This is a genomic window from Paludisphaera mucosa, assembly GCF_029589435.1.
In the GTDB taxonomy this organism is placed as follows: Bacteria; Planctomycetota; Planctomycetia; order Isosphaerales; family Isosphaeraceae; genus Paludisphaera; species Paludisphaera mucosa.
In genome coordinates, this window is record NZ_JARRAG010000002.1 from 584,346 (window position 1) to 609,187 (window position 24,842).

Sequence of the window (24,842 nt, forward strand, 5' to 3'; positions counted from 1 at the left end):
CGGTCCACCTTCTCCCGCGATCGGGGAAGGACTCGATGTTCTGGATAGGTCACTGCCTGGGAGGTCGCGGGGATGCCGGGGAACCTGTTCAGCCGCCTGGGATCGCTGCAGTTCAGCTCGCCGCTCGGGTGGCCGTTCTGGGCCGCGCTGGGGATGGTGCCGCTGGGGATCGTCGCTCTGTACTTCCTCAAGCTGCGGCGGCGGCCGGTGCGGGTCGCCAGCACGCTGCTCTGGCGCAAGAGCCTGGAGGACATCCACGTCAACAGCCTCTTCCAGCGGCTCCGGCGGAACCTGCTGCTGTTCCTGCAACTGCTGATCGCGGCGCTGGCGATGCTGGCGCTGGCCGGGCCGCAGATGAAGGGGGCCGGCGGCCAGGGGCGGCGGTTCGTGCTGCTGGTCGACGCCTCGGCGAGCATGACGGCCGTCGACGACGCGGGCGGCCCCAGCCGGCTCGACAAGGCCAAGGAGGAGGCCCGCAAGGTCGTCCGCGACATGCAGGGCGACGACCTGGCGATGATCGTCTCGTTCGCCGACGCGGCGAAGGTGGTCTCGAACTACACGGGCGACCAGCGCCTGCTGCTCCAGCGGATCGACGCGATCGCGGCGACGCAGGGGACGACGTCGCTCCGCGAGGCGCTCCAGGTCGCGGCGGGGCTGGCGAACCCGTCGAAGCAGGTCGGCGAGGGCGTGGTCGCGACGACCTCGCAGATCACGCCCAAGCTGTTCATCTACACCGACGGCGGCTTCCCGGACGTCGAGGGCTTCAGCCTCGGCAACCTGGAGCCCGAGGTCGTCGTGATCGGCCCGCCGCCCCCGCCCTACACGCCCCCCTCCGAGGGCGCCGCCCCGGCCGCCGGCCCCGCGACCGCCGGCGACCCCTCGGACAACGTCGCGCTCGTCGCGCTCCAGTCCCGCCGGATCGAGGAGAAGGCCGACCTGCACCAGGTCTTCGGCCGGGTCAAGAACTACCGGGCCGAGGCGGTCACGACCGAGGCCCAGCTCGTCCGCAAGCGGCTCGACCGCCCCGGCGACGAGGGGGGGCTGGTCGACGCCGTGGCGCTCGAGATTCCCGCGCGGGGCGAGCAGGCGTTCCAGTTCGACGTGCCCGAGCCCGGCGTCGCGGCGTTCGAGGTCCGGCTGACCGTGAAGGACTCGCTGGCCGTCGACGACCGGGCGTTCGTGGTCGTCGGCGACGCCCGCAAGGCGCGGGTGCTGGTCGTCTCGGCCAACGACCGCTACCTGATCGACGCCTTCAACACGCCCACGATCGTCGAGAAGGCCGAGGTGACGACCGTCACGCCCGACGAGGCCAAGGGCGAGGCCGTCGCCCGCGACATGAAGGGCGGGCGCTACGACCTCGTGGTCTTCGACGGCTGGCGGCCCGACGAGCCCCCCGAGTCGAACGCCCTGTATTTCGGCGTCTTCCCCCCCGGCGCGGGATACGACGCCCCGAAGGACGTCGAGCATCCGGCGATCCTCGACTGGAACGTCGGCCACCCCCTGATGCAGTACCTGCGGGACCTCTCGCTCGTGTACGTCGCCAAAGCCCGGGTGATCGACCCGCTGCCGACGGCGGCCGTCCCGCTGATCGAGGGCGACGCCGGGGCCCTGGCCTTCGTCGTCCCGCGCGGGGGGTTCCTCGACGCCGTGACGACCTTCCCGCTGCTCGACGGGACGACGCCCAACACCACATGGTTCCGCTACATCAGCTTCCCGCTCTTCCTGTTCAACGCCGTCCAGTCCATGGGGGGCGCGGCGGGCGGCGAGGACGCCGCGCCGGCGAGGCCGGGCCGGCCGATCCTCATCCGCGCCGAGACCGCCGAGAAGACGATCCAGGTCGCCCCGCCCGACGGCTCGTCCCCGAAGACGATCGGGCGCAACGCGCAAGGCGCCTTCGTCGACGACGCCGCCGTCGCCACGGGCCTGTACGAGGCCCGCTGGACCGGCGGCGCGGCCCCGTTCGCCGTCAACCTGTTCGACCCCCGCGAGAGCGACCTCGCCACCCGCGGCCTCGTCCCCGCCGGCGCCCCCGAGAGCCGCGCCGAATCGTACAAGATCAAGATCGGCTACACCCCCGTCGAGGGCGCCCGCATCGTCCCCGACGTCCGCCGCGACTGGTGGAAGCTCGCCGCCCTGGCGGCCCTGGGCGTGCTGGTCCTGGAGTGGTACATCTACAATCGACGCGTGTATGTATAAAAATTCCTTTTCCCCCCGGGAGAAGGTGGCCCGAAGGGCCGGATGAGGGTCATGGCGCTTCGAGAAAGCCTCCGTGATCCCTCACTCATTCCCGACTCCCACGACCCTCATCCGCCGCTGCGAGGCGCCTCCTCCCGGCGGGAGAAGGATTCGGAGGGCCGGCCTCGGAAGCCCACGCTCGGGCTGCTCCCCGCGAGGGGGAAGGACGTGATGGGCTCGTTCAGCCGGGCGACGGCGCACCGTCGGTCGGGGCGGCGGGGGCCTCGGCGGCGGGCTTGGGGGGGGCGGCGTCCTCGGCGCGGGGGGCCTGGATGTGGAGGGCCTGTTCGACGGCCTCCATCAGGCGGTCGGAGCGGAAGGGCTTGTAGAGGACGGTTTGCAGGCCCTCCTGACGGGCCTTGACGATGGAGTGGGTGGGGTCGTAGCCGAAGCCCGTCATGAGGATGACGGGGGTGTCGGGCTGGACCTCGCGGAGCCGCTTGAAGATGGCGTAGCCGTCCATGTCGGGCAGGCGGATGTCGGCGAGGGCCGCCGAGTAGGCCTCCTGGCGGGCGAGGGCGACGGCCTCGCGGGCGTCGCGCGCGGTCTCGACGACGGCGCCCTGCATGCCCAGAAGCTGGTGGGCCGAGCGGCGGATGGCCTCGTCGGCGTCGACCACCAGCAGCCGGGCGCCGGCCAGCCGCGCGGCGGGCGCGGGGGGGAGGCGGCTGGTGGAGGGGGTCGGCGCGAGGGTCGAGCCCACCTTCTGGATGATGCCGCGGATCTCGCGGGCCCGGTACAGCAGGTGGCGGAGGCGGGCGATCACGTCCTCGTCGTGGCCGGCGTAGCGGTCGAGGACCGTGACGGCGTCGGTGATCACGTCGTCGAGCGGCAGGGCGACCTCGCGGCTGATGGCCTGGATCGAGGCGTTGGCGGTGCTCGCCTTCTCGGCCTGCAGCAGCTCCAGCGTGTTCAGGGCCGAGGCCACGTTGCGGCCGTAGATCTCCAGGAACTGGCGGTCGCGCTCGTCGAACGAGTCGGGCTGGGGGCTCTCGACGTTGAGCGTGCCGATCACGGTGCCGTGGTAGATCAACGGGACGGTCAGCGAGCTGCGGGCGTTCTCGGCCCCTTCGAGGTAGTACGGGTCCTTGGTCGTGTCCGGGCACAGGTAGCTCTGGCCGGTCGCCGCCACCAGGCCGGTCACACCCTGGCCCTGCTTCGAGGCCGACAGCTCGCGCATGGCGGCCAGAGGCGTCATCCCCTCGGTCAACAGCGGGATCAGCCGGCCGTTGGTGCGGTCGAGCAGGCGGATCTCGATGAAGTCCAGCCCCATCAGGTCCTTCATGTGCCGCGCGATGTTGTACTTGAGCAGGTCGGTCCGCTCCTCGACGCCCATCTGCGACAGCTCGTCGGGCGTGAGGTCGGCCAGCTCGTCGCCGGCCTGGGCGATGGCGTTGACCTTGAGCTGCTGCTGGGTCTCGTCGGTGATCTCGCGGGTCAGGGCGATCAGGTGCGTCAGGACGTGCTTGGAGTCGAAGACCGGCGTGACCGTCACCCGCAGGTAGCGGTTGTTGCGGATCTTCACGACCGTGTTCGAGGGCGCCCGCGAGGCGACCGCCGTGGTGAACGGGCAGGGCTCGGGGCCGAGGATGTCGGCCTCCACGAGCGCCTGGTAGAACCGCGAGCCCACCACGCGGTCGGGGTCGGCCGTGAACGAGAGGAATTCGGGGTTGGCCCAGATGATCCGCAGGTCGGGGTCGACCACGGCCACGCCGTCGGCGATCGCGTCGAGGATCTCCTCGGCCTGGATGATCATCCCCACCCAGCGCGCCGCGGCGAGCTGCGAGGCGTCGACGTAGACCCCCTCGAACCGGCCGTCGCGCAGCAGCGAGAGCGCCTTCGAGATCGACCGGACCGACACGACGTCGACGGAGTCCGCCAGCTTGTCGAGGATCGCCTCGCCGTGCGACGCTTCGCGCTCGATGACAAGGATGCGAGGCTTCTCGGCCACGTGGTCAACCCAGTGCTTCTAGACGAACGAAACGGAGGCGGCGATCGGCGGTCGATCCGCGACGGGATCGGGGAGAGGGCGTCCATGCGGGCGATCCCCAGCCATCCTAATGCCGCACGCCCCCCCCGGGCAAGGATCCGCTAGACTGGAGCGTGATGACCGACGAACCCGCCCCGGAAGGACCGATTCCATGCGCTCCACCCAACGCCTGACCGCCCACCAGGGCGCCCTGCTCGTGATCGACGTCCAGGAGAAGCTCGTCGCCGCCGTCGCCGACGGGCCCAGGGTCGTCGCCGCCGTCCTCCGGCTGGTCCGCGGCGCGCGGCTCCTGCACGTCCCGGTCCAGGCCACCGAGCAGTACCCCAAGGGGCTCGGCGCGACCGTCGGGCCGCTCGCCGAGCTGATCCCCGAACGCGCCTCCAAGCTGACGTTCGCCTGCTGCTCCGCCCCGCAGGTCCTGGAGCAGTTCTACGGCCGCCTGACCCGCCACGTGACGCTCGCCGGCCTGGAAGCCCACGTCTGCGTCGCCCAGACCGCGCTCGACCTGCTCGACCTGGGCTTCCGCGTCCAGGTCCCCGCCGACGCCGTCGCCTCGCGCAACCCCTTCGACCGCGACGTCGCCCTCCGCCGCCTGGAGGCCGCCGGCGCCACCATCTCCACCACCGAAGCCGTCCTCTTCGAATGGTGCGCGACCGCCGACCGCCCCGAGTTCAAGGCGATCAGCGGCCTGGTGAAGGAACCTGTTTGAGCGGAGCCCTCTCCTTCTCCCCTCGGGAGAAGGTGGCCCGAAGGGCCGGATGAGGGTCATGGCGCTTCGCGGACGCCTCCGTGGACCGACATGCCCTCCGAATTCCGACGACCCTCATCCGCCGCTGCGCGGCACCTTCTCCCGGGGGGAGAAGGGAAGACGATCGCATGAAAGCGCGAAAGCTTTTTGGCTCGTCACCCTCTCTTCCGGCCTTCGGCCACCTTCCGCCGCGAGGGGGGAAGGCCTTGATGGATGATCCAGACGAGGAGCGGCTTCCCCTCACTTCGCGACGGGGGCGGCGTCGTCGATCGTGAGCATAACGTCCTGGAAATGCTCCTGCGCCCAGGTGAGCAACCTGCGGACGGCCGTGATCCGCTCTTGTCTATATTTGAGGCCTGTCTCCGCGGCGTTGCTCTCCCGCTCGGCCGAGTTCAGCGCCTCCGTTGCGTCCTTGAATCGAAGCTCGGACTTCTCAAGGGCTCGATCAACAGTACGACGGTCCATCCGCTTTCCAAGCTCCTCCGGACGTTCTACAAACTTCGCCTCCAGTTCCCTGTTTTGCTGGTGCTGTGCTTCCTCCCGCTGGAGTAATTTGCGTGCCTCGGCGACGTGCCCCGCCCGGTCCTTGAGGGTATTCCGGCTCTCCGCCTCTTCCACCAATGCCTGATCCTCCAGCTCCCGAAGCCGGGCCAGCAGCACGCGGGCCGGGGCGACGGCGTCCTCGCGGAGGCTCTGCGCCTGGAGTTCGGAGAGGAAGTCGTTGGTCTTGCCCAGGTAGCTCTCGGTGATCTTGTACTTCCGGTAGGCGCTCACGAGCTGCGCCTCGATCTCGCGGAGGCTGCGGGCGTCGGAGGGCGACAGGGCGGCCGGCTTCAGGCCGATGGCCTCGCCGACGTCCTTGATCGACGAGGTCGAGGGGGCGATCGCGAGTGATCGGCTGGCGACGGGCGGGGGGACTGCCGGCGGAGGCGCGTCGGTCGGCTTCGCCATCAGGCCGATGAGACGGTCGAGCTTCTCCTCCACCTGGGAGAGCCGGTCCTCGGCCGACCTGGTTCCGGACGGCTGTCCCGCCGCCTTGTCGACGGGTTTCTCGACGACCGGCGGGGCCGGAGGACGGGGCGGGTCTTCTTGAAGGCCGGCGTCGAGCGTGCCGGCGGCGACAGCGAAGGCGCCGGCGGTCAGGCCGACGGAGGCGAAGGCGAATCCGAGCAGCTTCCAGGGCGGGGTCGACATGGTCGAGAGCACTCCTTGGGCCAGGGCCGCGGCGGGCCACGAGGACGACGGGGGAGAGGCCGACAGCAGGCCGACGAGGCCCGCGGAGAGGCCGACGAATCGGCCGACGGCGGCCACGGTCGTCGCGACGAGCGACGACGGGACGATCGACGAGCCGGCGAGGTCGGCCCGCAGCATCGCCAGGCTTGCGGAGGCGTCCACGCCCTGGCGCATCAGGCGCTGGTGGAGCACCGTCCGGGCCCTGGCCATCCGGCTGCGCACCGTGCCGACGGGCCAGCCCAACTCGGCCGCGGCCTGGTCGTGCGTCCGGCCTTTCAGGTAGCAGAGCACCAGCGGGGCGCGGTACTTCTCGGGCAGCCGCGACAGCTCACGGTCCAGGGTCTCCAGCGAGTCGTCGGGCGCGGGCTCGGGGTCGGCGAGGGCCTCGCGGACGGCCTCACGCTTGCCCTCTCGGGCCTGGCGCCGGAAGGCTTCGGAGCGGGCCCGGACGGCGACGCGGTAGGCCACGCCGTAAAGCCAGCTCGACAGCGCGTCGCCGTCGCGCAGGTTTCGGCCCTTGCGGACCAGGATCAGGAAGGTCGCCTGGAACGCATCCTCGACGTCGGCCGGGTCGCGCAGGTAGCGGCGGCAGAGGGCCAGCACCGACGGGCCGTGGCGGTCGACGATCGCCTCGAAGGCGGCCTCGTCGCGCTCGGCCAGGTATCTGTGCAGGAGCCGCGCGTCCCCACCGGGCGGGTCGACCCCGTCGCGAAGCAGCCGCTCGACCTCCCTCCCCGTCCGCCGGCTCGACCTCAGCATGACCCCGTCCCTCCCCTTTCCCGAGGTTACTGCAGCGAGCCGGCCCCTCAATCTCGGATTCTTCGCGCCGGCCCCGTTTTTCTCCGCGAGCCGGCGTCCGCGATCGACGTTCCGGGCGCATAGTCTCTTGAAAGCTCCGCACGCCCGGTCGGACGGCCGCGGATCGAAAGAATGGCCGGAAATCGCATCGAAATGAACGAGCGAAGCCAATTTTCAAAACGGCAAATTCGACCCAAGCCATTTCCTGTATCAACTTATGTCTCATGATAGCGCAGCTCGATGCGCAGGGACGAACCCAAAAGGAAGCCGACGGGCCGGCCTGGCGTCGCGAAGGCCGTCGGCCGGGGTCGGGCATTCGCCGCAGTCCGACTTTCCCGCTTGCGATCGGGCCGTCCCGCGCCTAGACTGACTCGGTACGACGTTCGTCGGAGAACCGCTCGGTTCGGATCCACGTCCAGGGTTGGGGGGACGGGCACATGGTCGGCTTGCGGGAGTTGGAGAGGCCGGTCGGGCGGGTCTTCCGGCGGCTGCGGTTCCAGCGCTTCCTGGGGGCGACGGTCTGGGCGTGGGCCGGGGCCTTCCTGGCGGCGGCGGCGGCGATCGCCGCGTTCAAGGTCCTGAACCGGCCCCTCCCCTGCCCCGACTGGGTCCCGTTCGCCGCGGCGGCGGGCGCGGGGCTGCTGATCGCGGCCCTGGTCGCGATCCTGACCGGCCCCAGCCGGCTCGACGCGGCGACGGCCCTCGACCGGGCGTTCCACCTCCACGAGCGGGTCAGCTCGGCCCTGACCCTGCCCGACGACTTCCGCGACACCCCCGCCGGCCGGGCCCTCGTGGCCGACGCCATCCGCCGGGTCGAGGCGCTCGACGTGGCCTCGGCGTTCGGCTTCAAGCTGCCGAGGCGCGCCTGGGTGGCCGCGGCCCCGGCCCTGCTCGCCTTCGGCCTGCTCTTCGTGCCGGGCTGGGCCCCGGGCTCGGTCCGCGCGGCGTCGCCGTCGAAGGCCGTCGACCCCAAGGCCGTCGCCAGGCAGAGCGAAACGCTGGCCAAGAAGGTCGCCGCCAAGCGCGAGGCGATCGACAAGGAGAAGTTCCCCGAGGCCGAGAACATCCTGGCCGAGATCGAGAAGAAGTCGAACGAGCTGGGCAAGGCCCCGCCGGCGCAGAAGGACAAGCTGCTGGTCGAGATGAACAAGCTCAGCGACGCCCTCAAGGACCGCCAGAAGCAGCTCGGCACGCCCGAGCAGATCGCCAAGCAGCTCCAGCAGCTCAAGGACATGGGCGAGAAGGGCCCGATGGATCAGCTCGCCAAGGATCTGGCCCGCGGCGATTTCGCCAAGGCCATGGAGCAGGTCAAGGAGCTGCAGGAGAAGCTCAAGTCCGACAAGCTCACCGCGGCCGAGAAGAAGGCGCTCGAGAAGCAGCTCGGCGAGGCCGCCAAGAAGCTCTCGGAGGTCGCCAACATGGCCGACCGCAAGAAGCAGCTCGACGAGGCCCGCAAGAACGGCGGCCTGAACCAGGAGCAGTACGAGCGCGAGGTCGAGAAGCTCAAGCAGCAGGCCAAGAACCTCCAGCAGCTCCAGAAGCTCGCCGAGAAGCTGGGCCAGGCCCAGCAGGCCATGCAGAAGGGCGAGTCCAAGCAGGCCGCCGAGGCCATGGGCGAGGCCCGGCAGCAGCTCGCCGACATGGCCAAGAACGCCGAGGAGATGCAGGCGCTCGACGACGCCCTGGCCGAGGTCATGGACGCCAAGAACGGCATGGCCGAGGGCCTGAACCAGCTCGGCGAGGGCCTGCCCGGCATGAACGACATGTTCTCGAACCGCCGGAGCAACAACAACAACGGGTCCGGCCGGGGCCGCGGCGCCGGCGACCGCGCCGAGGCGGCCGACGACACGGCCACGTTCAAGACCAAGACCGACCAGCAGATCCAGAAGGGCAAGGCCGTCTTCCAGGGCTTCGGCGAGCCCGGCAAGGCCGTCAAGGGCGAGGCCCGCATCAACATCCAGGCCGAGCTCGAGGCCGCCTCCGGCGGCGCGGCCGACGCCCTCTCGAACCAGCGGATCCCCAAGAGCCTGGAGAAGCACGTCCGGTCTTATTACGATCAGCTCAACAAGGGGCGGTGAGGGACGGCCGGCCGGGGGGTTCCGGATGGACGCGGGGACGGCCGGGGCGATCGCAGGGAGCGTCGTCGGGCTCATGGGCGGGGTCGTCGGCACCTGGTTCGGCGTCGCCAACACGTCGAGGCCTCGGGAGCGGGGCGTGGCGATCCGGCTCGCCGCCCTGACGTGGGCCTGGCTGGCGGTCGTGGTCGCCTGGATGCTCCTCGCCCCGCGCCCGTGGAACCAGGCTGCGCAGCTCATGACCCTGCCGGCCCTGCTCGCGATCCCCCGGATGAACCGCCGCCTGGCCCGAGCACGCTTCGAAGACCAGGCCGGGTCGTGACGAAGGCGAATCGACGAACAAGAAGAGGCTTGTGCTTTCATGCGCCGCGGGCTTCCTCGCGGACGCCGCCGGCCTCGGCGTGCGGGCGTGGGAGCGCCGCCGAGGGGGCGTGTGGATGCACCGGAACCGGGCGACGGTCGATCTTGCGGGTCGAAGCCGAGAGCCTCCGGAGAGCCTCCCGGGGGTCCGCAAAGCGCACGGGATCGCGGCGACGCCGCGGGCTCGTCGGCGATCCCCGGCGGCCGTGGAGTTTTTCGGCGCTTGATTTGCTCATGTCAATGACATGAATACGACATCCCCCACCATCGTCGGCGTCTTCGAAGACCGCCGCCATGCCAACCAGGCCATCACCGAGCTCGCCGAGGCCGGATTCACCGATCAGCAGATCGGCGTCGCCACCCGGCATACCGCCGATGCGGCCACCGGGGTCGCGGAGACGGCGGGAGGCTCGGCCGTCGAGTCGGGGGCCCTCACGGGTGCCCTGGCGGGACTCGGGCTGGGCGCCCTCGCCGGGCTCGGGGTGCTCTCGGGCGTCATCCCCATCATCGGCCCGGCCATCATGGCCGGCACCCTGGGGGTCGTGCTCTCCAACGCCGCCGCCGGGGCCGGCGTCGCCGGGCTCGTCGGGGCGCTGGTGGGCTCCGGCATCCCCGAGGAGGAGGCCACCTACTACCAGAGCGAGTTCGAGGCGGGCCGCACGGTCGTGACCGTCGCCGCGGGCGAACGCGCCGCCGAGGCGAGCGCGATCTTCCGCAAGTACGGGGCCTACGACATGCAGAATCGCGTCGGCTCGCTCTCGACCTGAGCGGCCCTCGCCGCTCCCGGATCGTCGCCGAACGTCGAAGGGGCGGGGCGCTGGTGCGCCCCGCCCGCTCCGTTCCGCAGGCATGCGGCCCGGTCCGTCGCCCGCGAGGGCCGCCGAACGCGATCGCCGGTGATGGTGCGTCTTGACCTGGTCGACGGCCGTGATAGCCTGGATGTCGCCGGCTCGGCTTCCGGGACCACGAGGCCGCCGCTCATGGCCCCGCGAGTCCCGCCGTCCGTCGCCCGGATGAGCCGCCGCGCGGTCGGGGGGCGAGGACGCTTCCGGGGCGCGACGCGCCCGCCGCCGTCCCCCACCTATCGCGAGGCCGACAGATGGAAGCGATCGACAAGTACATCGAGCGGCTGGACGACCCCGCCGTCCGCGCCTGGCACCGCAAACTGAACCACGTCGGCGAGGCCGGCCCGATGACCGACGACGGGACGCGGGCCACCGAGAAGCTCGTCGCCGCCGCCGAGCAGGCGCTGGGCGTCCCCCTGCCGCCGAGCTACAAGAAGCTGGTCACGACCACCGAGCCTTACGACAACTTCCCGATCTACTGGGTCCTCGGCCCGGACGTCTTCGGCGGCGACATCGTCTCGATCAACGACCCGGCGCTGAAGGCTTCCCCGCCGTTCCTGATCCAGCTCGTCGACCCCGGCGACGGGGACGAGTACTGCTTCGACACCCGCAGCCCCGACGGCCGGGGCGAGTATCCGATCGTCCGCTTCGACCACGAGGTCCACGACGAGGAGAGCACCGACTTCGAGGCGGTGGCGAAGGACCTGGGCGAGTTCCTCCTGGGGTCGCTCCCGGGGCCGGGGTCGGCCGCCTGAAGCGACGCGGGCCCGCCGTCCGTCAGAGCCCGTCGGCGTGGCGGCCGCGGGGCTTCTGGATGTCGAGGATCATCCGGCCCCGCTTGAAGATCGAGACCGTGCCGGTGGACTGCGAGACGCAGACCGAGATCGCCTCGGTGGTCACGGTGATCGCCGCGCCGGCCTCGTGGCGGGCCCCCAGGCCCTGGGGGAGCGGCTCCTCGAGCTTGCCGCGGGGGGCCAGGTACCGCGCGGCGCAGAGGACCACGCCGTCGCCCCGGATGATGTAGGCGCCGTCCACGGCCGAGAACTCCTTGATCGTCTCCTCGAGCCGGGGGTCGAGGATGTTCCGCTCCTCCTCGGGGTAGCCGTGGAAGGGGTTGAACACCAGTTGATGGCTCTGGGAGAGGACCCGCTCGCAGTCGCCCACGACGAAGAGCGCGCCGACGGGGCGGCCCTCGCGGCCCTCGACCCCCAGCTCGCTGGCGACGTTGAGGATCCGCTCGAAGACCGCCGGGCTGACGTCGGGGGGCAGCGGGTCGGCCGCGCCGGCGGAGAAGAGCTCGATCTCGGTCCCCATGTCCAGGACCATGATCGTGTCCAGCGACCCCGAGCGGTCGACGCCGGTCAGGCAGAGGATCCGGTCGCCGGCGTGCACCAGGTCCTCGGCGGCGGCGACGAGGGTGGCCACCTTCACCTGCCCGGCGCGGGTCATGGCGATGTCGGGGAGCTGGACGACGCGGCAGACGTCGCGCAGCTCCTCGGGCAGGGTGAAGTCGCACCGCCGCGAGACCAGGATGATCCGGAAGTTGACGTCCTCGATCAGGGCGTTGAGGTCCGCGTCCTCCTCGATGACGTCGGCGTGGAGCAGCACGACCCGCGCGCCGACCTCGCGGGCGATCGCGTGGGCGTGTCGGACCATGCTGCGCGTGAGCATCTTCATGGGCGCGCCGTCGATTCGTCGATGTCGGAGGACGGGGTCGGATCGGGGTCGGAGTCGGGTCAGGGCCGAGGGGGTGCCGGCGCGGCCGCGGGGCCGGCGTCGGCCCGGGGGGCGCCCGCCGCGGCGAATTCGATCGCCACGCCCAGGATCCCCATGTCGTCGTACTCGGTCGGGCTCGCCGCCAGCCCCGTCTGCTCGATGCGCAGGACGTGGGGCCCGGGGCGCAGGGCGTCGGCCGGGATCGGCACGCGGATCCGCTCGGGCGACTCGTTGGAGCCGGCGACGTGGCGGTTGAGGTAGTCGACCCGCCGGCCGTCGATCGCGACGTAGGTCTTCAGCTCGCCGCGGCGGATGTTCTCCGAGAACGCCAGGCCCGTCGCCTCGCCGACGACCCCGAGCACGTCGAGGACGACGAACGCCGGGCCCGCGCCGGCGTCGGCCGGGACGACGAACGGCCGCTCGAGCACGCCCCCCTCGGGCATCGGCGGGTCGAGCAGCGGGGGCTTGGAGAAGAACTCGTTCCCCAGGTGGTGGGCGCAGGGGTCGACGACCAGGCGGAGGCCGGGCTCCGCGACGCGGATCCGGACGAGGCGGTCGCGCGGGATCGTCAGGGTCCCGGCGAAGGGGGTCGCCAGGGTGAGGGCGGCGTCGGTGAGGGCCGTGACGGCGCCCTCGGCGAAGTCGGCGGCGCGGCCCGGCTCGTCGCCGCCGGCCCGCCACTCGACCCGCGCCAGGGCCCCGGCGACGGGGGCGCCCGCGGCCGGGGCGCGGCGGAAGAAGAGGCCGGCGAGGTCCTTCCAGTCGAGCGCGAGCGGGCGGTCGTCGACGAGCATCTCGACGCGGTCGCGATCGCCGCGGCGGACCGTGCCGTAGAACTGGTCGCCGACCACCAGGCGGGCCTCGTCCTGGGTCGGGTCGATCTCCAGGCTGGAGGCGACCGGCGCGAACCGGGCCGCCTGGATCGCGCCGACGTAGCCGCCCGGCCCGGCGTCCTTCGTCGGCTCGCCGACCGTGGCGACCCGGATCGATTCCAGCGGGCCGGCCGGCCCCCGGCCGTGGGCGAGGTCCTTGCCGTCGACCGAGACCTCGGTGCGGTCGCCGCCGAACCGGATCGACAGCCGCCGCCAGCCGTCGGTGCGCGCGAGCCGCTGGACGGGGAGCGCCGGGCCGTCGGGGGCCTCGACCGCCAGGCTCTCCTCGGCCCAGCCCAGCAGCACGCGGAGGTCCGCCGGCCCCCCCGGCGCGCGGAAGGTCAGCGTGAGCGTCCAGCGCTGGCCGGGGCGGACGACGCCGTCGTCGCGGAAGGTCAGGTCGACCCGCCCGGACTCGATCGGCTCTTCGAACCGGCGCTCGATCGACGACCCCCCGGGCGGCAGGAGCACGGCGGTCTCGCCCCCCTCGGCCACCGCGCGGGGCTGGCCGACGACGCCCCAGGCGGCCGCGTCGAGCGCGTCGAAGCCGTCGGCGAGGACCCGCGCCTCGCCCAGCCGCTGCACCAGCGACTGGACGCCCGGCCGCCGCACGACGACGTCGACGGCCTGCCAGGGGACGGCCAGCGTCACGGCGTCCTCGGCGATCGCCCGCAGCGTCCCGGAGATCCGCCCGGACTCGCCCAGGCCGGCCTGGAACAGCGGCGGGACCGTCGTCGCCGGCGGCGGGCCGGGCGCGAAGCCGACCACCCCGCCGGGGCCGACCGCCCGCACCTGCGCCGGGGCGCCCGACTCGCCGGCCGATTGGAACCGGAAACCGGCCTGGGGGTCGAACAGCAGCCGGCCCTCGACGGTGGGCCCGCCGGGACGTTCGAGGCGGTCGGGGCCGGGCCCGTCGGCCCGCGCGCGCAGGGGCGCGGCGGCGGCCGCCCCGCAGGCCGCCAGGGCGACGACGAGGGGCCGGAGGGGCGCGAGTCCGGGCCGGGCTGCCGGGTGGAGTCTCATGGCCTTGATTGTACGGATCGGCTTTCGCGCCCGACAAGCGGACGCCGGCGCCCCGTCGCCTCTCCGGCCGGACGTGGTACGCTGGCGTTCCCGGCGGCCCCGCCCGGGCCGCCCGCGGCCGACCCATCCCCCAAGGAGCTTCCTCGATGAACCACCCCCCCGGCGGCCGGAGGCCGACCGCCCTGGCCCCCGCCCTGACCCTCGCCCTGGCCTGCCTGCTTCTTACGGACGCGCGGGGCCCCTCGGCCCGCGGCGGAGAGACCGCGATGGAATCGAAGAAGACCTACCGGATCATCGTCTTCGGCGCCCACCCCGACGACTGCGAGCTGACCACCGGCGGCACCGCCGCGCGCTGGGTCGACGCCGGCCACGCGGTCAAGTTCGTGAGCCTGACCAACGGCGACGCCGGCCACCACGAGATCTCGGGCGGCCCGCTCGCCCGCCGCCGCCGCGAGGAGTCGGTCCGGGCGTCGAAGATCCTGGGCGTCGAGTCGCAGACGCTCGACAACCACGACGCCGAGCTGCTGCCGACCCTGGAGAACCGCAAGGCCGTCGCCCGCGCCATCCGCGAGTGGAAGGCCGACCTGGTCCTCGCCCCCCGGCCCAACGACTACCACCCCGACCACCGCTACACGGGCATCCTCGTGCAGGACACGGCCTACATGGTGGCCGTCCCCAACTTCTGCCCGGACACGCCGGCGTTGAAGACCAACCCGGTCTTCCTCTACGTCGCCGACCGCTTCCAGCAGCCCAACCCGTTCCGCCCCGACGTCGTCGTCCCGATCGACCCGGTGTTCGACCGCAAGGTCGCCGCCCTGGCCGAGATGGACAGCCAGTTCTTCGAGTGGCTCCCCTGGATCGACGGCTACCTCGACCAGGTCCCGAAGGACGCCGCCGCGCGCAAGACCTGGTTCAAGGAGCAGGTCCTGAAGCGCTACGGCGCCTCGGCCGACCGCTTCCGCGACAAGCTCGTCGACCTCCTCGGCCCCGAGCGCGGCAAGGCCGTCCAGACCGCCGAGGCCTTCCAGGTCTGCGAATACGGCCGCCAGCCCAACCGGGCCGAACTCCTGGAGTTCTTCCCGTTCTTCGGCGAGGCGGCGAAGTGACACGGACGGTCGCGCCTATCCTCCCTCGCTGCTAAGGGGCCGCATCGCGGGAGCCCGCCGGCTCGGCCGGCAGCCCGCGGCGGCCGACGTCCCATCCCGTCGCGCCGACGTCGTCATTCGGCGCGATCCCTCGCCATCGCAACTGCCAGCTCTTATAGATGTCAACGCCGTGCTCGTCCAGCCGGTTCGGGCCGACCGAGTAGACGCGCAGGCCGCCGTCGAACCGCTCCATCCTGAGGGGCTGACCGGTGCAGGGGTCGGTCGGGGGCTCGGGGAGGATCGACGCAGGAATCTCGGCGAGCGACGCCGGCCATGCGCCGGTCGCCAGGCGATGCCGCTCGGCGGCGATCACGACCGCCAGCGACCGCAACTCGGCCCGGCGCTGGAGCTGCTGGAAGACGAAGCTCGGCATGAGCCGAAACGTGCCGGCGAGCAGCTTCATCGGGTCGAGAAATCGCCACCGACTTGACTCCCGAGCGCTCCGCGTCTCCCAGTCCATCACGGCCGCGAGCCAATCCCGCTCGGGCTGATCGAGGATCGCCAGCAGCTCGTTGGACCATTCGAGAAGCGACGCCCGCAAGTGGCCCCAATAGAGTGGAAAGATGGGCACCCAGGCCGCAAAGTGGTCGACGACCCCTCCCGACGACCCGTACATCATCGAGTCGAGCGAGGGAACGCCGGACTCCAGGCGACGGTAGACCTCGTAGTCCATCGCCCGCAACGCCAGCACCGCGTCGCGGGCGATGGGGCGTCCGGCCTCGGCGAGGAGGGCTGCCTGGACCTTGGCCAGCGCCGCATCCGAGGGCTCGCCCTGACCGAGCGTGCAGCGGATGGACCGGGCGGCCAAGGCGTCGATCGACAGGCGGCAGGCCTGGGGGCCCACGCGCGACGCGTCGCCAAACGACCGGGCGACCCCGAGCATCGCGAGGGAGGACCGCAGCGCGGCGTCCGCGTCGCCGACATGGGCTGCGAGCGCGACGTCCCGCTTCAGCAGTCCGGCGACCCGCTGCGCCGTCCGGACGTCGGGCGAGTCGGTGGCCCAGAGCAATGTCGCCAGACGAATCTCGTACCGGCCGCGGTCACGTTCGGCGAGCCGCCTCGCCGCGGACAGCGCCTCCGGGACGGCCCCGAGGGCGTCGCGGAGGATCGCCACGTCGGCGAGGTCGAGCCGGCCGTGCTCGGGGACGGCGTCCAGGACTCGGTCGAACTCGGGCGAGCCGCCGGCGGTCGTCACCCAGCCCGACGGGGTCTTGGCGACGGCCTCGGCGGCGACGAGCGCCCCGTTCTCCGCGTCGGGGACGCGTTCGCGGACAGCCTCCAGATGATCCAGCCGCCATCCCGGAGCGATCCGGTCGGCCTCGGCGACGGCCGCGTCGATCCGGGCCGCGATCCTCCAGGCCGGGATGAAGAACAGGAGGAAAAAGAAAGCCAGGGCGGCGGGCCACTCCAGCCTTCGCCACCCCCTGCGGACGATCCCCGTCGGCGCCGTCCTGGGCTGCCGCGACCGCCCCCAGGCCGTAACTTCGTATGCCGCCCAAGCGAACAGCGCCCCCGCCGGCAGGGCCGCGAGAAAGACGCCCGGTTGCCTCTCGAAATCGAAGGCCAGCGTCCGGACGAAATCGACGATCCTCCCGATCGGACGTTCCAGGGGCCAGGTCGAGAGGACGCAGACGACCACCACGATCACGAAGGACGCCAACAGGGCGGCCTCGATGACTAGCCCCCGCCAGGCCCCGCGAGCCATCCGGCGCAGGCCCGCCCGCCACTGTGACGGTTTGGGCGTCTCATCGTCCGGGGGCTCGTCCGTCGGGAGTTCGTGGGCGGATCCGGGCTCGTTCACGGCGACGCGGCCTTCGGCGGTCGGCCGCGAAGCTCGGGGTCGTAGCCGACCGCGCCGACGTCGTCGTCGGTCGGGCTCCGCCCCCACTTCTTCTCGTCGTAAAGGCCTCGCTCGTCGATCAGGTTCGGGCCGATCGAATAGACGCGCAACATCCTTTCGGTGCGGATAAGGCGGTAAGGGCCGCCGGTGTAGGGATCGACGGGGGGCCCGGGGAGGATCTCCCCGGGGATCTCGGCGACCGACGCAGGCCACGCGCCGGTCGCGCGGCGATTGCGCTCGGCGGCCAGGAGGATCGCGACGGCCCCCAGCTCGGCCCGCGACCGCAGGAGCGAGGGGAGGAACGATTCCGTTCCGGGCACGAGGAGGAGCGGGAAAATGGCCCTGAGTCTCGCGATGCGTGAACCTTCGACCTCGGCGATCCGGGCCCTCCACGCCTTCAGGGCCGCCGGCCACTCGGGGGTCGGTCGATCGGCGATCGTCCTCAGCTCGTTCATCCATTCGAGCAGGAGGGCCCGCCCGCCGAAGGCGAGGAACCCGGCCCCATTGAGGCCGAACGGGGCCGAGCCCCCGCTTACGGGGCCACCGGGGGTCCGGTTCTGGGCGAGCCGGTCGAGCAGCTCGAAGTGGATCGCGCGCTCGCCTCGGAGAGCGTAGCGGGCGAGGGGCTGTTCGCGCTCGGCGAGGAGGTCGCGTTGGAAGGCGGCGAGGGCCCCGGCGGACGGCTCGCCCAGCGCGAGGACCCGGCGGGCCGTCCGCGCCGCCGCGACGTCGATTCCCAGCCGGACCAGTTGCGAGACGATGAACGGCTCATCGCCGATCGAGCGAGCCACGCCGAGCTGGGCCCGGCAGGCCTCGATCGCGTCGTCGAGCCTGCCGTCGTGGGCCGCGAGCATGGCGTCGGCCTGAAGCATGCGGGCGACCCTCCGAGCGTCCTGCGTCTCCTCCAGGTTCGTGTCGATGAGCGCCGGCCCCAGTGCCACCTCGTGCCGGCCCCGGGCGTACCCGACGACCTTGCGGGCGATCTCCAGGGGTTCCCGGCGCTCCGCCAGCTCGGCGCGCAGGCTCCCGGCCGCCTCGTCGTCCAGGCGGCGGGAGTCCTCGATGGCGCTCGCACGCTCGAAGGCCGTCCCAACATCGAGCGAATCGGCGGCGGGCCCCGCCTCGGCCGCGGTCGAGGCGGGTGCGCGCGGGGATGACGGCGGCCAGGGTTTCGGCAGCCGCGACGCCGCGTCGGCGACCACGAGGGCCGCGTTCTCCGCGTCGGGCACCAGGTCGCGCGCCGCCAGCAGTTCGTCCAGACGCCAGGCCGGGTCGAGCCGGGCGGCCTCGTCGACCGCGGCCTGGAGCCGGAATCCGCTTAGACGGAACGCGTAGACGATCACGCCGCCGACGACCAGCACCGCCGTGAGCGCGAGGAGGGCTTCCCAGCCCCGGGCGCCGACACGCCGGCCGCTCGCCGCCCGTTCGGTCACGGCCTGGCCTCGACGTTCAGGACCTTCACGAGGAAGGCCCACTGGTCGGCGGCCTCCTCGATGACCTTGGCGGTCGGCTTGCCGGCGCCGTGGCCGGCCTTGGTCTCGATGCGGATCAATACCGGGTTGTCGCACGACTGGGCCGCCTGCAGGGTGGCGGCGAACTTGAAGCTGTGGGCCGGGACGACGCGGTCGTCGTGGTCGGCGGTCGTCACCAGGGTGGGCGGGAAGCAGGTCCCCGGCTTGACGTTGTGCAGGGGGCTGTAGGCGTGCAGGGCCTTGAACTCCTCGGGGTGGTCGGACGAGCCGTAGTCGTCGACCCAGGCCCAGCCGATCGTGAACTTGTGGAACCGCAGCATGTCGTGCACGCCCACGCCCGGCAGGCACGCGCCGAAGAGGTCGGGCCGCTGCGTCATGCAGGCCCCGACGAGCAGGCCGCCGTTCGACCGGCCCGAGATCGCCAGCTTCGACGGGTTCGTATATTTCTCGGCGATGAGCCATTCGGCCGCCGCGATGAAGTCGTCGAAGACGTTCTGCTTCTTCAGCCGGGTGCCCCCCTGGTGCCAGCTCTCGCCGTACTCGCCGCCGCCGCGGAGGTTGGCCACGGCGTAGAGCCCGCCCATCTCCATCCAGGTCAGCGCCGAGGGGCTGAAGCCGGGCGTCAGCGGGATGTTGAACCCGCCGTAGCCGTAGAGCAAGGTCGGGTTCGCGCCGGTCCTGGCGATCCCCTTCTTGCCCGTCAGAAACATGGGGATCTTGGTGCCGTCCTTGCTGGTGTAAAACACCTGGACGGTCTCGTACGCGGACGGGTCGAACTTCAGGGCCGGCTTGCGCCAGACGGTGCTCGCGCCGGTCTCGACGTCGTAGCGGTAGATCGTGGCCGGCGTCGTGTACGAGGTGAACGCGTAGAACGTCTCCTTGTCCGACCGCTTGCCGCCGAAGCCCGAGGCGGTCCCCAGGCCCGGCAGGTCGACGTCGCGGAGGGGCTTGCCGGCCAGGTCGAAGACGCGGACGACGGTGTGGGCGTCCTTGAGGTAGCTGGCGATGAAACGGTCGCCGACGACGTCGACGCCCTCCAGGGTCTCGGCGGCCTCGGGGATCAGCTCGACCCACTTCTCGGGCCGGGGGTCGCGGACGTCGATCGCGACGACCTTGCCGCGCTCGGCGCCCTTGTTGGTCTTGAACCAGAAGACCGGCCCCTCGTTGTCGAGGAAGTCGTACTCGGCGTCGAACTCGCCGACGAGGTGGGTGGGCTTGGCCCCGACGGCGTCGAACGGGCGATACAGGACGCGGTACTTGGCGTCGGTCCCCTTGTGCAGGGTCAGCACGAGGTATTTGCCGTCGTCGCTGACGGTCGGCGAGGCCTCCCACTCCTTGTGCTCGGGGTCCTCCCAGACGAGCACGTCCTCGGCCTGGGTCGTGCCGACGCGGTGCAGGTAGACCTTCTGGTAGTAGTTCGCCCCCTTGAGGTCCTGCCCCTTCTCGGGCGCGGGGAAGCGGCCGTAGAAGAACCCTTTGCCGTCGGGCGTCCAGACGGCGGACGAGAACTTGATCCACTCGAGGTGGTCGTCGAGGTCCTTGCCGGCGGCCACGTCGCGGACCTTCCAGACGTTCCAGTCCGAGCCGGCCTCGGCGACGCCGTAGGCCAGCAGCCCGCCGTCGTCGCTGGCGACGGTGCCCGCCAGCGCGACGGTGCCGTCGGCCGAGAGCCCGTTGGGGTCGAGCAGCGTCCGGGGCTCGCCGTCGATCGCGTCGAGGGCGAACAGCACCCCCTGGTTCTGCAGGCCCGTGTTGTGCGTGAAGAAGTACTTGCCCCCCTTCTTGCCGGGCGGGCTGAACTTCTCGTAGTCCCAAAGCTCGGTGACGCGGGCGCGGAGCGCCTCGCGCTGGGGGATCGAGCCGAGGAAGGCGTTGGTGACCTTGTTCTCGGCCTCGACCCAGGCGCGGGTGACGTCCGAGTCGGGGTCCTCCAGCGGCCGGAACGGGTCGGCGACCTTCGTCCCGTGGTACACGTCGACCGCGTCCGATTTCGGGGCCTCGGGGTACTTCGACGGCTTGGCGGCGGGTTCGTCGGCTCTCATGAGTCGTGCTTCAGCTCCGAGGAGTGCGGCCGCGACCGCGGCGATGCGCAGGGGTCGATTCATAAATGGACAGGTCCTTTCTGTTGAGGATCGGATGGGAATAAGGCGATGCGACATGCCTCCGCGCGGCGGCGAAGGCGAGCCCGACTTCCCCCTCTCCCGCCGGGAGAGCGCGGCCCGGAGGGCCGGGTGAGGGTCGCGGCGCTTCGAAAAGGCCGAAGGAATCTGTCAACCCCGCTCCCGCCGAACTCCGGCGACCCTCATCCGCCGCTGCGCGGCGCCTTCTCCCGGCGGGAGAAGGGCTCTCGAAAATCGGCGATCCCGGCATGGCGTCCTCAGCTCCTGGGGTGCTTGAGGAGGAGCGTCCGGCCGGCGGCGACGGCCTCGCGGTCCGGGTCGCGGGCGAGGGCGCGGAGGGCCGCGTCGAAGCGGCGGCCGCTGTCGCGGAGGTACAGCTCGGCGATCGCATGCTCCTCGGCCGGGGCCGTCCCCGAGGCGGCGGAGGCGTCGAGGCGTGCGAGCACGCAGGCCGAGGAGGCCAGCTCGACGACCGCCCCGTCGACGTGCCCGAGCAGGCCGTCCCGCGCGAGGATCGAGCCGCCGAAGGCCGCCCAGGCGCGCTCGACGGCCCGGCCGAAGGCGGCCGTGCGGCGGCAGAGGGCCTCGCCGAGCGGCCGCAGCATCGGGGTCGCGACCGGCGCGAGCGGAGGGGCCGCGGAGCGGGCGAGGCGGCGGCCGACGAACGACCAGAAACCGCCGAGCGACTTCGGCAACGACCGACCGACCGCCGCCAGCCCCCAGCCCGCCGGCGAGGCGTCGACCCGGCGCCGGCCCAGGATCGCGCGGCCGAACGGCTCGTGGAGTTGGAGGGCGTCGAGGGCCGCGGGCGTCGCCACTCGGTCGCAGAGCGTCTCCAGGAACGACGTCTCCACGCCGATGTGCGAGACGCGCGGGTCGACCGCGGAGGCCCGCGCCGCCGTGCGGAAGTCGACGACGCCGCGGTCGAGCCACCCGGCCGCCTCGAACGCCGAGGCTTCCAGCGCGTAGGCGGCCCCGGCCAGCCTCGCCAGGACGGCTGCGGCGCTCTCCGATCCGAGGAGCCAGGTCTCGCCCCGCACCCGCGCGACGGCCCCCCCGAGCTGGGCCCTCGCCAGGAGCCCGAGGCGGGCGGTGCGGAGGACGTGGTCGAAGCTCGCGGCGTCGCCGACGGGCACCAATCCGCATCCCCAGGCCTCGAGGCCCTCCGCGGCGGCCGCCGGGCCGTCCTTCACCAGCTCCGCGAACCGTTCCCCCATATTTCGACAGTAACCGACCGCCGCCCCGTCGCGCCTCGGGAAATCCCCGGGCGCGGCCGCGAGGGGCGGACCGGGGTAGGGGAAGACGAGGTCGCCGCGGAACTCGCCGAAGAACAGGCCCAGCACGAAGCCCGGGCCGACGCCCGCCGCGGCGTCCCCCCCCGCCCCGGCCTCGGCTCCCCGCGCATCCGTCTCGATCGCCATCAGGCCGGACCCTTTTCGATGGAGGCCGGCCCGCCGCGGGGCCGAAAGCCAGGGAGTGGGCTCATCGCACGGGCGGCGCGGCGGCGCGGAATCGGCCCGCGGAGCCGTCCCGGCCGAGCCAGTACCCGAAGCCCGCGCCGGCGGCGATCATCAGGATCGTCACGCCCTTCAGCTCGGCGACGTGGGCGAGGAAGTACCGGAAGCTCGGGTCGGCGTTGAACGGGAAGAACTTCCACTCGACGAACAGGCCCAGCGCCAGGGCCGCGACGCCGCAGGCGACGCCCCGGGCCTGCGAGGGCCGGCGGGCCGCCAGGCCGCAGCCCAGGCCGAGCAGGGCGCCGGGGATCATCATCCCGTAGAATCCCCGTTGGTACAGCCACTGGAACGTGTAATATCCTAGGGTCGCGCCGAGCAGGGCTCCCAGCGCCCCCGCGAGGTCTTCGGCGATCCGGTTCGGCGCGGTCATCGGTCGGTCGCTCCTCTAGAGGCCGCGGTCCCTGGGGAAAAGCCCTGGAACGATCCTAACTCTCCGGCGAGGCGAAAACCATGACCGACGATGCGCGTGGGACGGCCTGGCGGTGGGAGCGCGGCGACGGCGGCGTCTGGACCCTCTGGTTCGACCAGCCCGGCCGCCCCCAGAACGTGCTCGACGGGCCGGCCCTCGACGAGCTGGACGAGCGGCTCGCCGAGGTCGAGGGCGACTCCTCGGTGCTCGGGGTCCTGATCCGCAGCGGCAAGCCCGCCGGCTTCTGCGCCGGGTCCGACCTGCGGCTCTTCCAGAAGGCCGGGACGGCGGCCGAGGTCGAGGCCTACGTCCGCCGCGGCCTGGACGTGCTCGACCGCCTGATGCGGCTGGGTCCGGCGACGACGGCCGTGCTCCACGGCGCCTGCCTGGGCGGGGGGCTGGAGCTGGCCCTGGCCTGCCGCCACCGCGCGGCCCTGGCGTCGAGCGTGCCGCTCCAGATCGGCGTGCCCGAGGCCCGGCTGGGCCTGATCCCCGGCTGGGGCGCGATCGAGCACCTGCCCCGCCTGCTCGCCCCCAAGGACGCGTTCGACCTGCTGCTCTACGGCCACCCGATCGGCTTCCTGCAGTCGCGCTCGCAGGGGGTCGTCTCGCGCCTGATCTCGGCCGACGAGCCCGATCGGCTCGTCGAGACCCTCTCCGCCGAGGCCCCCGCCGAGCGGCCCTTCCTCGCCGAGGCCTGGGCCGACGAGCTGGCCTTCGCGCGGGCCAAGCTCGAACAGCAGGCCGTCGACTTCCCCGAGGCCCAGGCCGCCATCTTCGAGGTCATCGAGATCGACCTGGCCCAGGGCCCCGAGGCCGCCCGAGAGGCCACCGTCGCCCGCCTCGTCCACCTCGCCATGGCCGACGCCTCTCGCGACGCCGTCGCCGACTTCTTCGACCGCACCCGGGGCTGACGCCCCCCCGCGAGGCGGCCCCGTCCCTGGACGGCGGCCGCCTCGCGGGGGGGCGTCGAGAGACGGGCGCGAGCGTCAGGGCTTCCTGGCCGCCTTACCCTTCGTCGCCTTGTCCTTGGCCGCCGCCTTGGCGATGTTGTCGTCCATCTTCTTTTGGAACGCGGCCTGCTCCGCGATCTCTTCTTCGGTCATGGTGGACATGTCCCCCGGGGCCGAGGGCGGGGGCAGGGACTCGCCGCAGCCGCCCTGGAGCAGGAGCAGCGCGGCGCACAGGAACAGGGGCATCGCTTTTTTCGCGGGCATGGATGTTCTCGGAGCGATATGTGAGGCGGCCCGCCCCGGACGGATTCAGCCGGGGCGGGCCGCGGAACGATCGGGATTCCTATCGAGGGATCAATACGCGTCGGAACTGACGACCTCGCCGCCGTTGCGGGTGCCGATCGCCCACCAGGCTTGCGGGCTGACGGCGTCCTTGACGAAGTGGACCGAGCCGTCGGAGAACGAGATGTTCACCCCGCCCGGGTGGTTGCTGCTCGGGGGCGCGCTCCCCATGCCGCCGACGTAGTAGCCGACCCAGGTGACGCTGCCGCCGTCCACCGTCCCGACGTCCGAGTTGTTGGAGCAGCTGACCTGATTGGGCGTGCCGAAGTGGTTGTAAGAGCTGATGGCCAGCCAGACCGGGAAGCTCGCGATCCACATCTGGCCGTTCAGCCGCGCCGAGCGGGCGGTGTCCGTCGCGGGGACGGAATTGCAGGCCTGCAAGAAGGTCAGGGCGTCCGCCGGATTGCCCGTGAGCCCGATGCCGGTCGGGCTGCGGAAGACGCCGCGGCGGGCCATGGGGCTGCTCCGGGTGATCGTCGCGTTGACGCCCACGAGCCGCTCGCTGAACATCGCGGTGTTCGAGGTGCCGTCCGTGATCGAAGCGATCGTGACCGGACCGAACGAGGCGCTGGGGTATGACGAGACCAGCGGGCTCTTGACCGGGACGATCGTGCCCGTGGCCACCTGCAGCACGCCGGGGCCGCCGTAATTGCCCACGTAGCTGGTCATGCCGTAGTAGTACGTCTGGCCGTTGGTCCCCGTCCCCCACGTCCGCAGGGGCTGCCAGTTGCTGTCCGACGGGCAGGTCAGCATCGCCATGTTCGTCGTCGACGCCGTCGTGTTCGCCCAGCCCCCGAGGGCGGTGCCCATCGGCTCGACCAGGAAATTGCAGGCGTTGAAGAGGGCGTTCTGCTCGGTGTACTGGAGCAGCGCGGGCGTCCAGTTCCAGGGGAGCCCGGCGGCCGATTTGTCGGAAGCCGCCATCGAGTGGGCGGGGAGGATCCCGTTCGCGCTCTCGTAATTCATGGCGGCGAGGGCGAGCTGCTTCAGGTTGTTGGTGCACTGGATGCGCCGGGCCGCCTCCCGGGCCGACTGCACGGCCGGGAGCAGCAGCGCGATCAGGACCGCGATGATCGCGATCACGACGAGAAGCTCAATCAGGGTGAAACCGCGATCGGATCGACGTTTCATGAGAGGCGAATCCTCTTC

General features: G+C 72.0%; 19 protein-coding genes. 8 read left to right on the forward strand and 11 right to left on the reverse strand.

Annotation, left to right across the window (positions count from 1 at the left end; translation table 11 throughout):
* Nucleotides 1–72 precede the first annotated feature (72 nt).
* Nucleotides 73–2,196 carry a vWA domain-containing protein gene (locus PZE19_RS11935; RefSeq protein WP_277860843.1) on the forward strand — a complete coding sequence of 708 codons (2,124 nt, stop codon included), beginning with the start codon at nucleotides 73–75 and terminating at the stop codon, nucleotides 2,194–2,196.
* Nucleotides 2,197–2,416: 220 nt separating this feature from the next.
* Here the strand turns inward: PZE19_RS11935 and PZE19_RS11940 are convergent, their stop codons facing one another.
* Nucleotides 2,417–4,186, reverse strand: coding sequence for a response regulator (locus PZE19_RS11940; RefSeq protein WP_277860844.1), 1,770 nt, complete (start codon nucleotides 4,184–4,186; stop codon nucleotides 2,417–2,419).
* A 190-nt stretch (nucleotides 4,187–4,376) separates the two neighbouring features.
* On the opposite strand from PZE19_RS11940, the gene PZE19_RS11945 reads away from it, so the two are divergent.
* Nucleotides 4,377–4,934 carry an isochorismatase family protein gene (locus PZE19_RS11945; RefSeq protein WP_277860845.1) on the forward strand — a complete coding sequence of 186 codons (558 nt, stop codon included), beginning with the start codon at nucleotides 4,377–4,379 and terminating at the stop codon, nucleotides 4,932–4,934.
* A 279-nt stretch (nucleotides 4,935–5,213) separates the two neighbouring features.
* Here PZE19_RS11945 and PZE19_RS11950 read toward each other — a convergent pair whose 3' ends face one another.
* Nucleotides 5,214–6,965: a sigma-70 family RNA polymerase sigma factor gene (locus PZE19_RS11950; protein ID WP_277860846.1), complete on the reverse strand. Its 1,752-nt coding sequence runs from the start codon at nucleotides 6,963–6,965 to the stop codon at nucleotides 5,214–5,216.
* A gap of 476 nt (nucleotides 6,966–7,441) precedes the next feature.
* Here PZE19_RS11950 and PZE19_RS11955 point away from each other — a divergent pair, with 476 nt between their 5' ends.
* From PZE19_RS11955 to PZE19_RS11970, 4 genes are all read left to right on the forward strand, one after another.
* Nucleotides 7,442–9,082 carry a hypothetical protein gene (locus tag PZE19_RS11955; protein WP_277860847.1) on the forward strand — a complete coding sequence of 547 codons (1,641 nt, stop codon included), beginning with the start codon at nucleotides 7,442–7,444 and terminating at the stop codon, nucleotides 9,080–9,082.
* 25 nt (nucleotides 9,083–9,107) lie between these two features.
* Nucleotides 9,108–9,401 (forward strand): hypothetical protein, encoded by a 294-nt coding sequence (locus tag PZE19_RS11960; RefSeq protein ID WP_277860848.1) that lies wholly within the window; start codon nucleotides 9,108–9,110, stop codon nucleotides 9,399–9,401.
* Nucleotides 9,402–9,684: 283 nt separating this feature from the next.
* Nucleotides 9,685–10,206 (forward strand): hypothetical protein, encoded by a 522-nt coding sequence (locus PZE19_RS11965; RefSeq protein ID WP_277860849.1) that lies wholly within the window; start codon nucleotides 9,685–9,687, stop codon nucleotides 10,204–10,206.
* Between the two features lie 332 nt (nucleotides 10,207–10,538).
* Complete coding sequence (locus tag PZE19_RS11970) at nucleotides 10,539–11,039, forward strand: SMI1/KNR4 family protein (RefSeq protein ID WP_277860850.1); 501 nt, start codon at nucleotides 10,539–10,541, stop codon at nucleotides 11,037–11,039.
* Between the two features lie 22 nt (nucleotides 11,040–11,061).
* Here the strand turns inward: PZE19_RS11970 and PZE19_RS11975 are convergent, their stop codons facing one another.
* Together PZE19_RS11975 and PZE19_RS11980 are read right to left on the reverse strand one after the other, a co-directional pair.
* Nucleotides 11,062–11,961, reverse strand: a complete 900-nt coding sequence (locus PZE19_RS11975; RefSeq protein ID WP_277860851.1) for a DNA integrity scanning protein DisA nucleotide-binding domain protein — start codon at nucleotides 11,959–11,961, stop codon at nucleotides 11,062–11,064.
* Nucleotides 11,962–12,020: 59 nt separating this feature from the next.
* Entirely contained in the window at nucleotides 12,021–13,895 is a 1,875-nt protein-coding gene (locus PZE19_RS11980) for a hypothetical protein (protein ID WP_277860852.1), read from the reverse strand.
* 146 nt (nucleotides 13,896–14,041) lie between these two features.
* On the opposite strand from PZE19_RS11980, the gene PZE19_RS11985 reads away from it, so the two are divergent.
* Nucleotides 14,042–15,001 (forward strand): PIG-L deacetylase family protein, encoded by a 960-nt coding sequence (locus PZE19_RS11985; protein ID WP_277860853.1) that lies wholly within the window; start codon nucleotides 14,042–14,044, stop codon nucleotides 14,999–15,001.
* A 31-nt stretch (nucleotides 15,002–15,032) separates the two neighbouring features.
* On the opposite strand, the gene PZE19_RS11990 is transcribed toward PZE19_RS11985, so the two are convergent.
* The 5 genes from PZE19_RS11990 to PZE19_RS12010 all read right to left on the reverse strand — a co-directional run bounded on the left by PZE19_RS11990 (nucleotide 15,033) and on the right by PZE19_RS12010 (nucleotide 22,359).
* A complete protein-coding gene (locus PZE19_RS11990; RefSeq protein ID WP_277860854.1) occupies nucleotides 15,033–16,700 on the reverse strand; it encodes a hypothetical protein in 1,668 nt (555 codons plus the stop codon).
* 137 nt (nucleotides 16,701–16,837) lie between these two features.
* Entirely contained in the window at nucleotides 16,838–18,313 is a 1,476-nt protein-coding gene (locus tag PZE19_RS11995) for an amino acid adenylation domain-containing protein (protein WP_277860855.1), read from the reverse strand.
* Nucleotides 18,310–20,394 (reverse strand): prolyl oligopeptidase family serine peptidase, encoded by a 2,085-nt coding sequence (locus tag PZE19_RS12000; protein WP_277860856.1) that lies wholly within the window; start codon nucleotides 20,392–20,394, stop codon nucleotides 18,310–18,312. The genes PZE19_RS11995 and PZE19_RS12000 overlap by 4 nt, the downstream gene beginning before the upstream one ends.
* A gap of 335 nt (nucleotides 20,395–20,729) precedes the next feature.
* Entirely contained in the window at nucleotides 20,730–21,893 is a 1,164-nt protein-coding gene (locus tag PZE19_RS12005) for a hypothetical protein (protein WP_277860857.1), read from the reverse strand.
* Between the two features lie 61 nt (nucleotides 21,894–21,954).
* Nucleotides 21,955–22,359 carry a hypothetical protein gene (locus PZE19_RS12010; RefSeq protein ID WP_277860858.1) on the reverse strand — a complete coding sequence of 135 codons (405 nt, stop codon included), beginning with the start codon at nucleotides 22,357–22,359 and terminating at the stop codon, nucleotides 21,955–21,957.
* 80 nt (nucleotides 22,360–22,439) lie between these two features.
* On the opposite strand from PZE19_RS12010, the gene PZE19_RS12015 reads away from it, so the two are divergent.
* Nucleotides 22,440–23,312: an enoyl-CoA hydratase-related protein gene (locus PZE19_RS12015; RefSeq protein WP_277860859.1), complete on the forward strand. Its 873-nt coding sequence runs from the start codon at nucleotides 22,440–22,442 to the stop codon at nucleotides 23,310–23,312.
* 75 nt (nucleotides 23,313–23,387) lie between these two features.
* Here the strand turns inward: PZE19_RS12015 and PZE19_RS12020 are convergent, their stop codons facing one another.
* The gene (locus tag PZE19_RS12020) at nucleotides 23,388–23,615 is read right to left on the reverse strand and encodes a hypothetical protein (protein WP_277860860.1); all 228 of its coding nucleotides are present in this window, start codon (nucleotides 23,613–23,615) and stop codon (nucleotides 23,388–23,390) included.
* A 90-nt stretch (nucleotides 23,616–23,705) separates the two neighbouring features.
* Nucleotides 23,706–24,824 carry a DUF1559 family PulG-like putative transporter gene (locus tag PZE19_RS12025; RefSeq protein ID WP_277860861.1) on the reverse strand — a complete coding sequence of 373 codons (1,119 nt, stop codon included), beginning with the start codon at nucleotides 24,822–24,824 and terminating at the stop codon, nucleotides 23,706–23,708.
* Between the last annotated feature and the right edge of the window lie 18 nt (nucleotides 24,825–24,842).

Coding starts and splice junctions, on each gene's coding strand:
- PZE19_RS12000 (WP_277860856.1), bottom strand. CDS start 20,394: ATGAGAGCCGACGAACCCGCCGCCAAGCCGTCGAAGTACCCCGAGGCC.
- PZE19_RS11960 (WP_277860848.1), top strand. CDS start 9,108: ATGGACGCGGGGACGGCCGGGGCGATCGCAGGGAGCGTCGTCGGGCTC.
- PZE19_RS12005 (WP_277860857.1), bottom strand. CDS start 21,893: ATGGCGATCGAGACGGATGCGCGGGGAGCCGAGGCCGGGGCGGGGGGG.
- PZE19_RS11950 (WP_277860846.1), bottom strand. CDS start 6,965: ATGCTGAGGTCGAGCCGGCGGACGGGGAGGGAGGTCGAGCGGCTGCTT.
- PZE19_RS11985 (WP_277860853.1), top strand. CDS start 14,042: ATGAACCACCCCCCCGGCGGCCGGAGGCCGACCGCCCTGGCCCCCGCC.
- PZE19_RS11980 (WP_277860852.1), bottom strand. CDS start 13,895: ATGAGACTCCACCCGGCAGCCCGGCCCGGACTCGCGCCCCTCCGGCCC.
- PZE19_RS12020 (WP_277860860.1), bottom strand. CDS start 23,615: ATGCCCGCGAAAAAAGCGATGCCCCTGTTCCTGTGCGCCGCGCTGCTC.
- PZE19_RS12025 (WP_277860861.1), bottom strand. CDS start 24,824: ATGAAACGTCGATCCGATCGCGGTTTCACCCTGATTGAGCTTCTCGTC.
- PZE19_RS11965 (WP_277860849.1), top strand. CDS start 9,685: ATGAATACGACATCCCCCACCATCGTCGGCGTCTTCGAAGACCGCCGC.
- PZE19_RS12010 (WP_277860858.1), bottom strand. CDS start 22,359: ATGACCGCGCCGAACCGGATCGCCGAAGACCTCGCGGGGGCGCTGGGA.
- PZE19_RS11955 (WP_277860847.1), top strand. CDS start 7,442: ATGGTCGGCTTGCGGGAGTTGGAGAGGCCGGTCGGGCGGGTCTTCCGG.
- PZE19_RS11935 (WP_277860843.1), top strand. CDS start 73: ATGCCGGGGAACCTGTTCAGCCGCCTGGGATCGCTGCAGTTCAGCTCG.
- PZE19_RS11975 (WP_277860851.1), bottom strand. CDS start 11,961: ATGAAGATGCTCACGCGCAGCATGGTCCGACACGCCCACGCGATCGCC.
- PZE19_RS12015 (WP_277860859.1), top strand. CDS start 22,440: ATGACCGACGATGCGCGTGGGACGGCCTGGCGGTGGGAGCGCGGCGAC.
- PZE19_RS11970 (WP_277860850.1), top strand. CDS start 10,539: ATGGAAGCGATCGACAAGTACATCGAGCGGCTGGACGACCCCGCCGTC.
- PZE19_RS11945 (WP_277860845.1), top strand. CDS start 4,377: ATGCGCTCCACCCAACGCCTGACCGCCCACCAGGGCGCCCTGCTCGTG.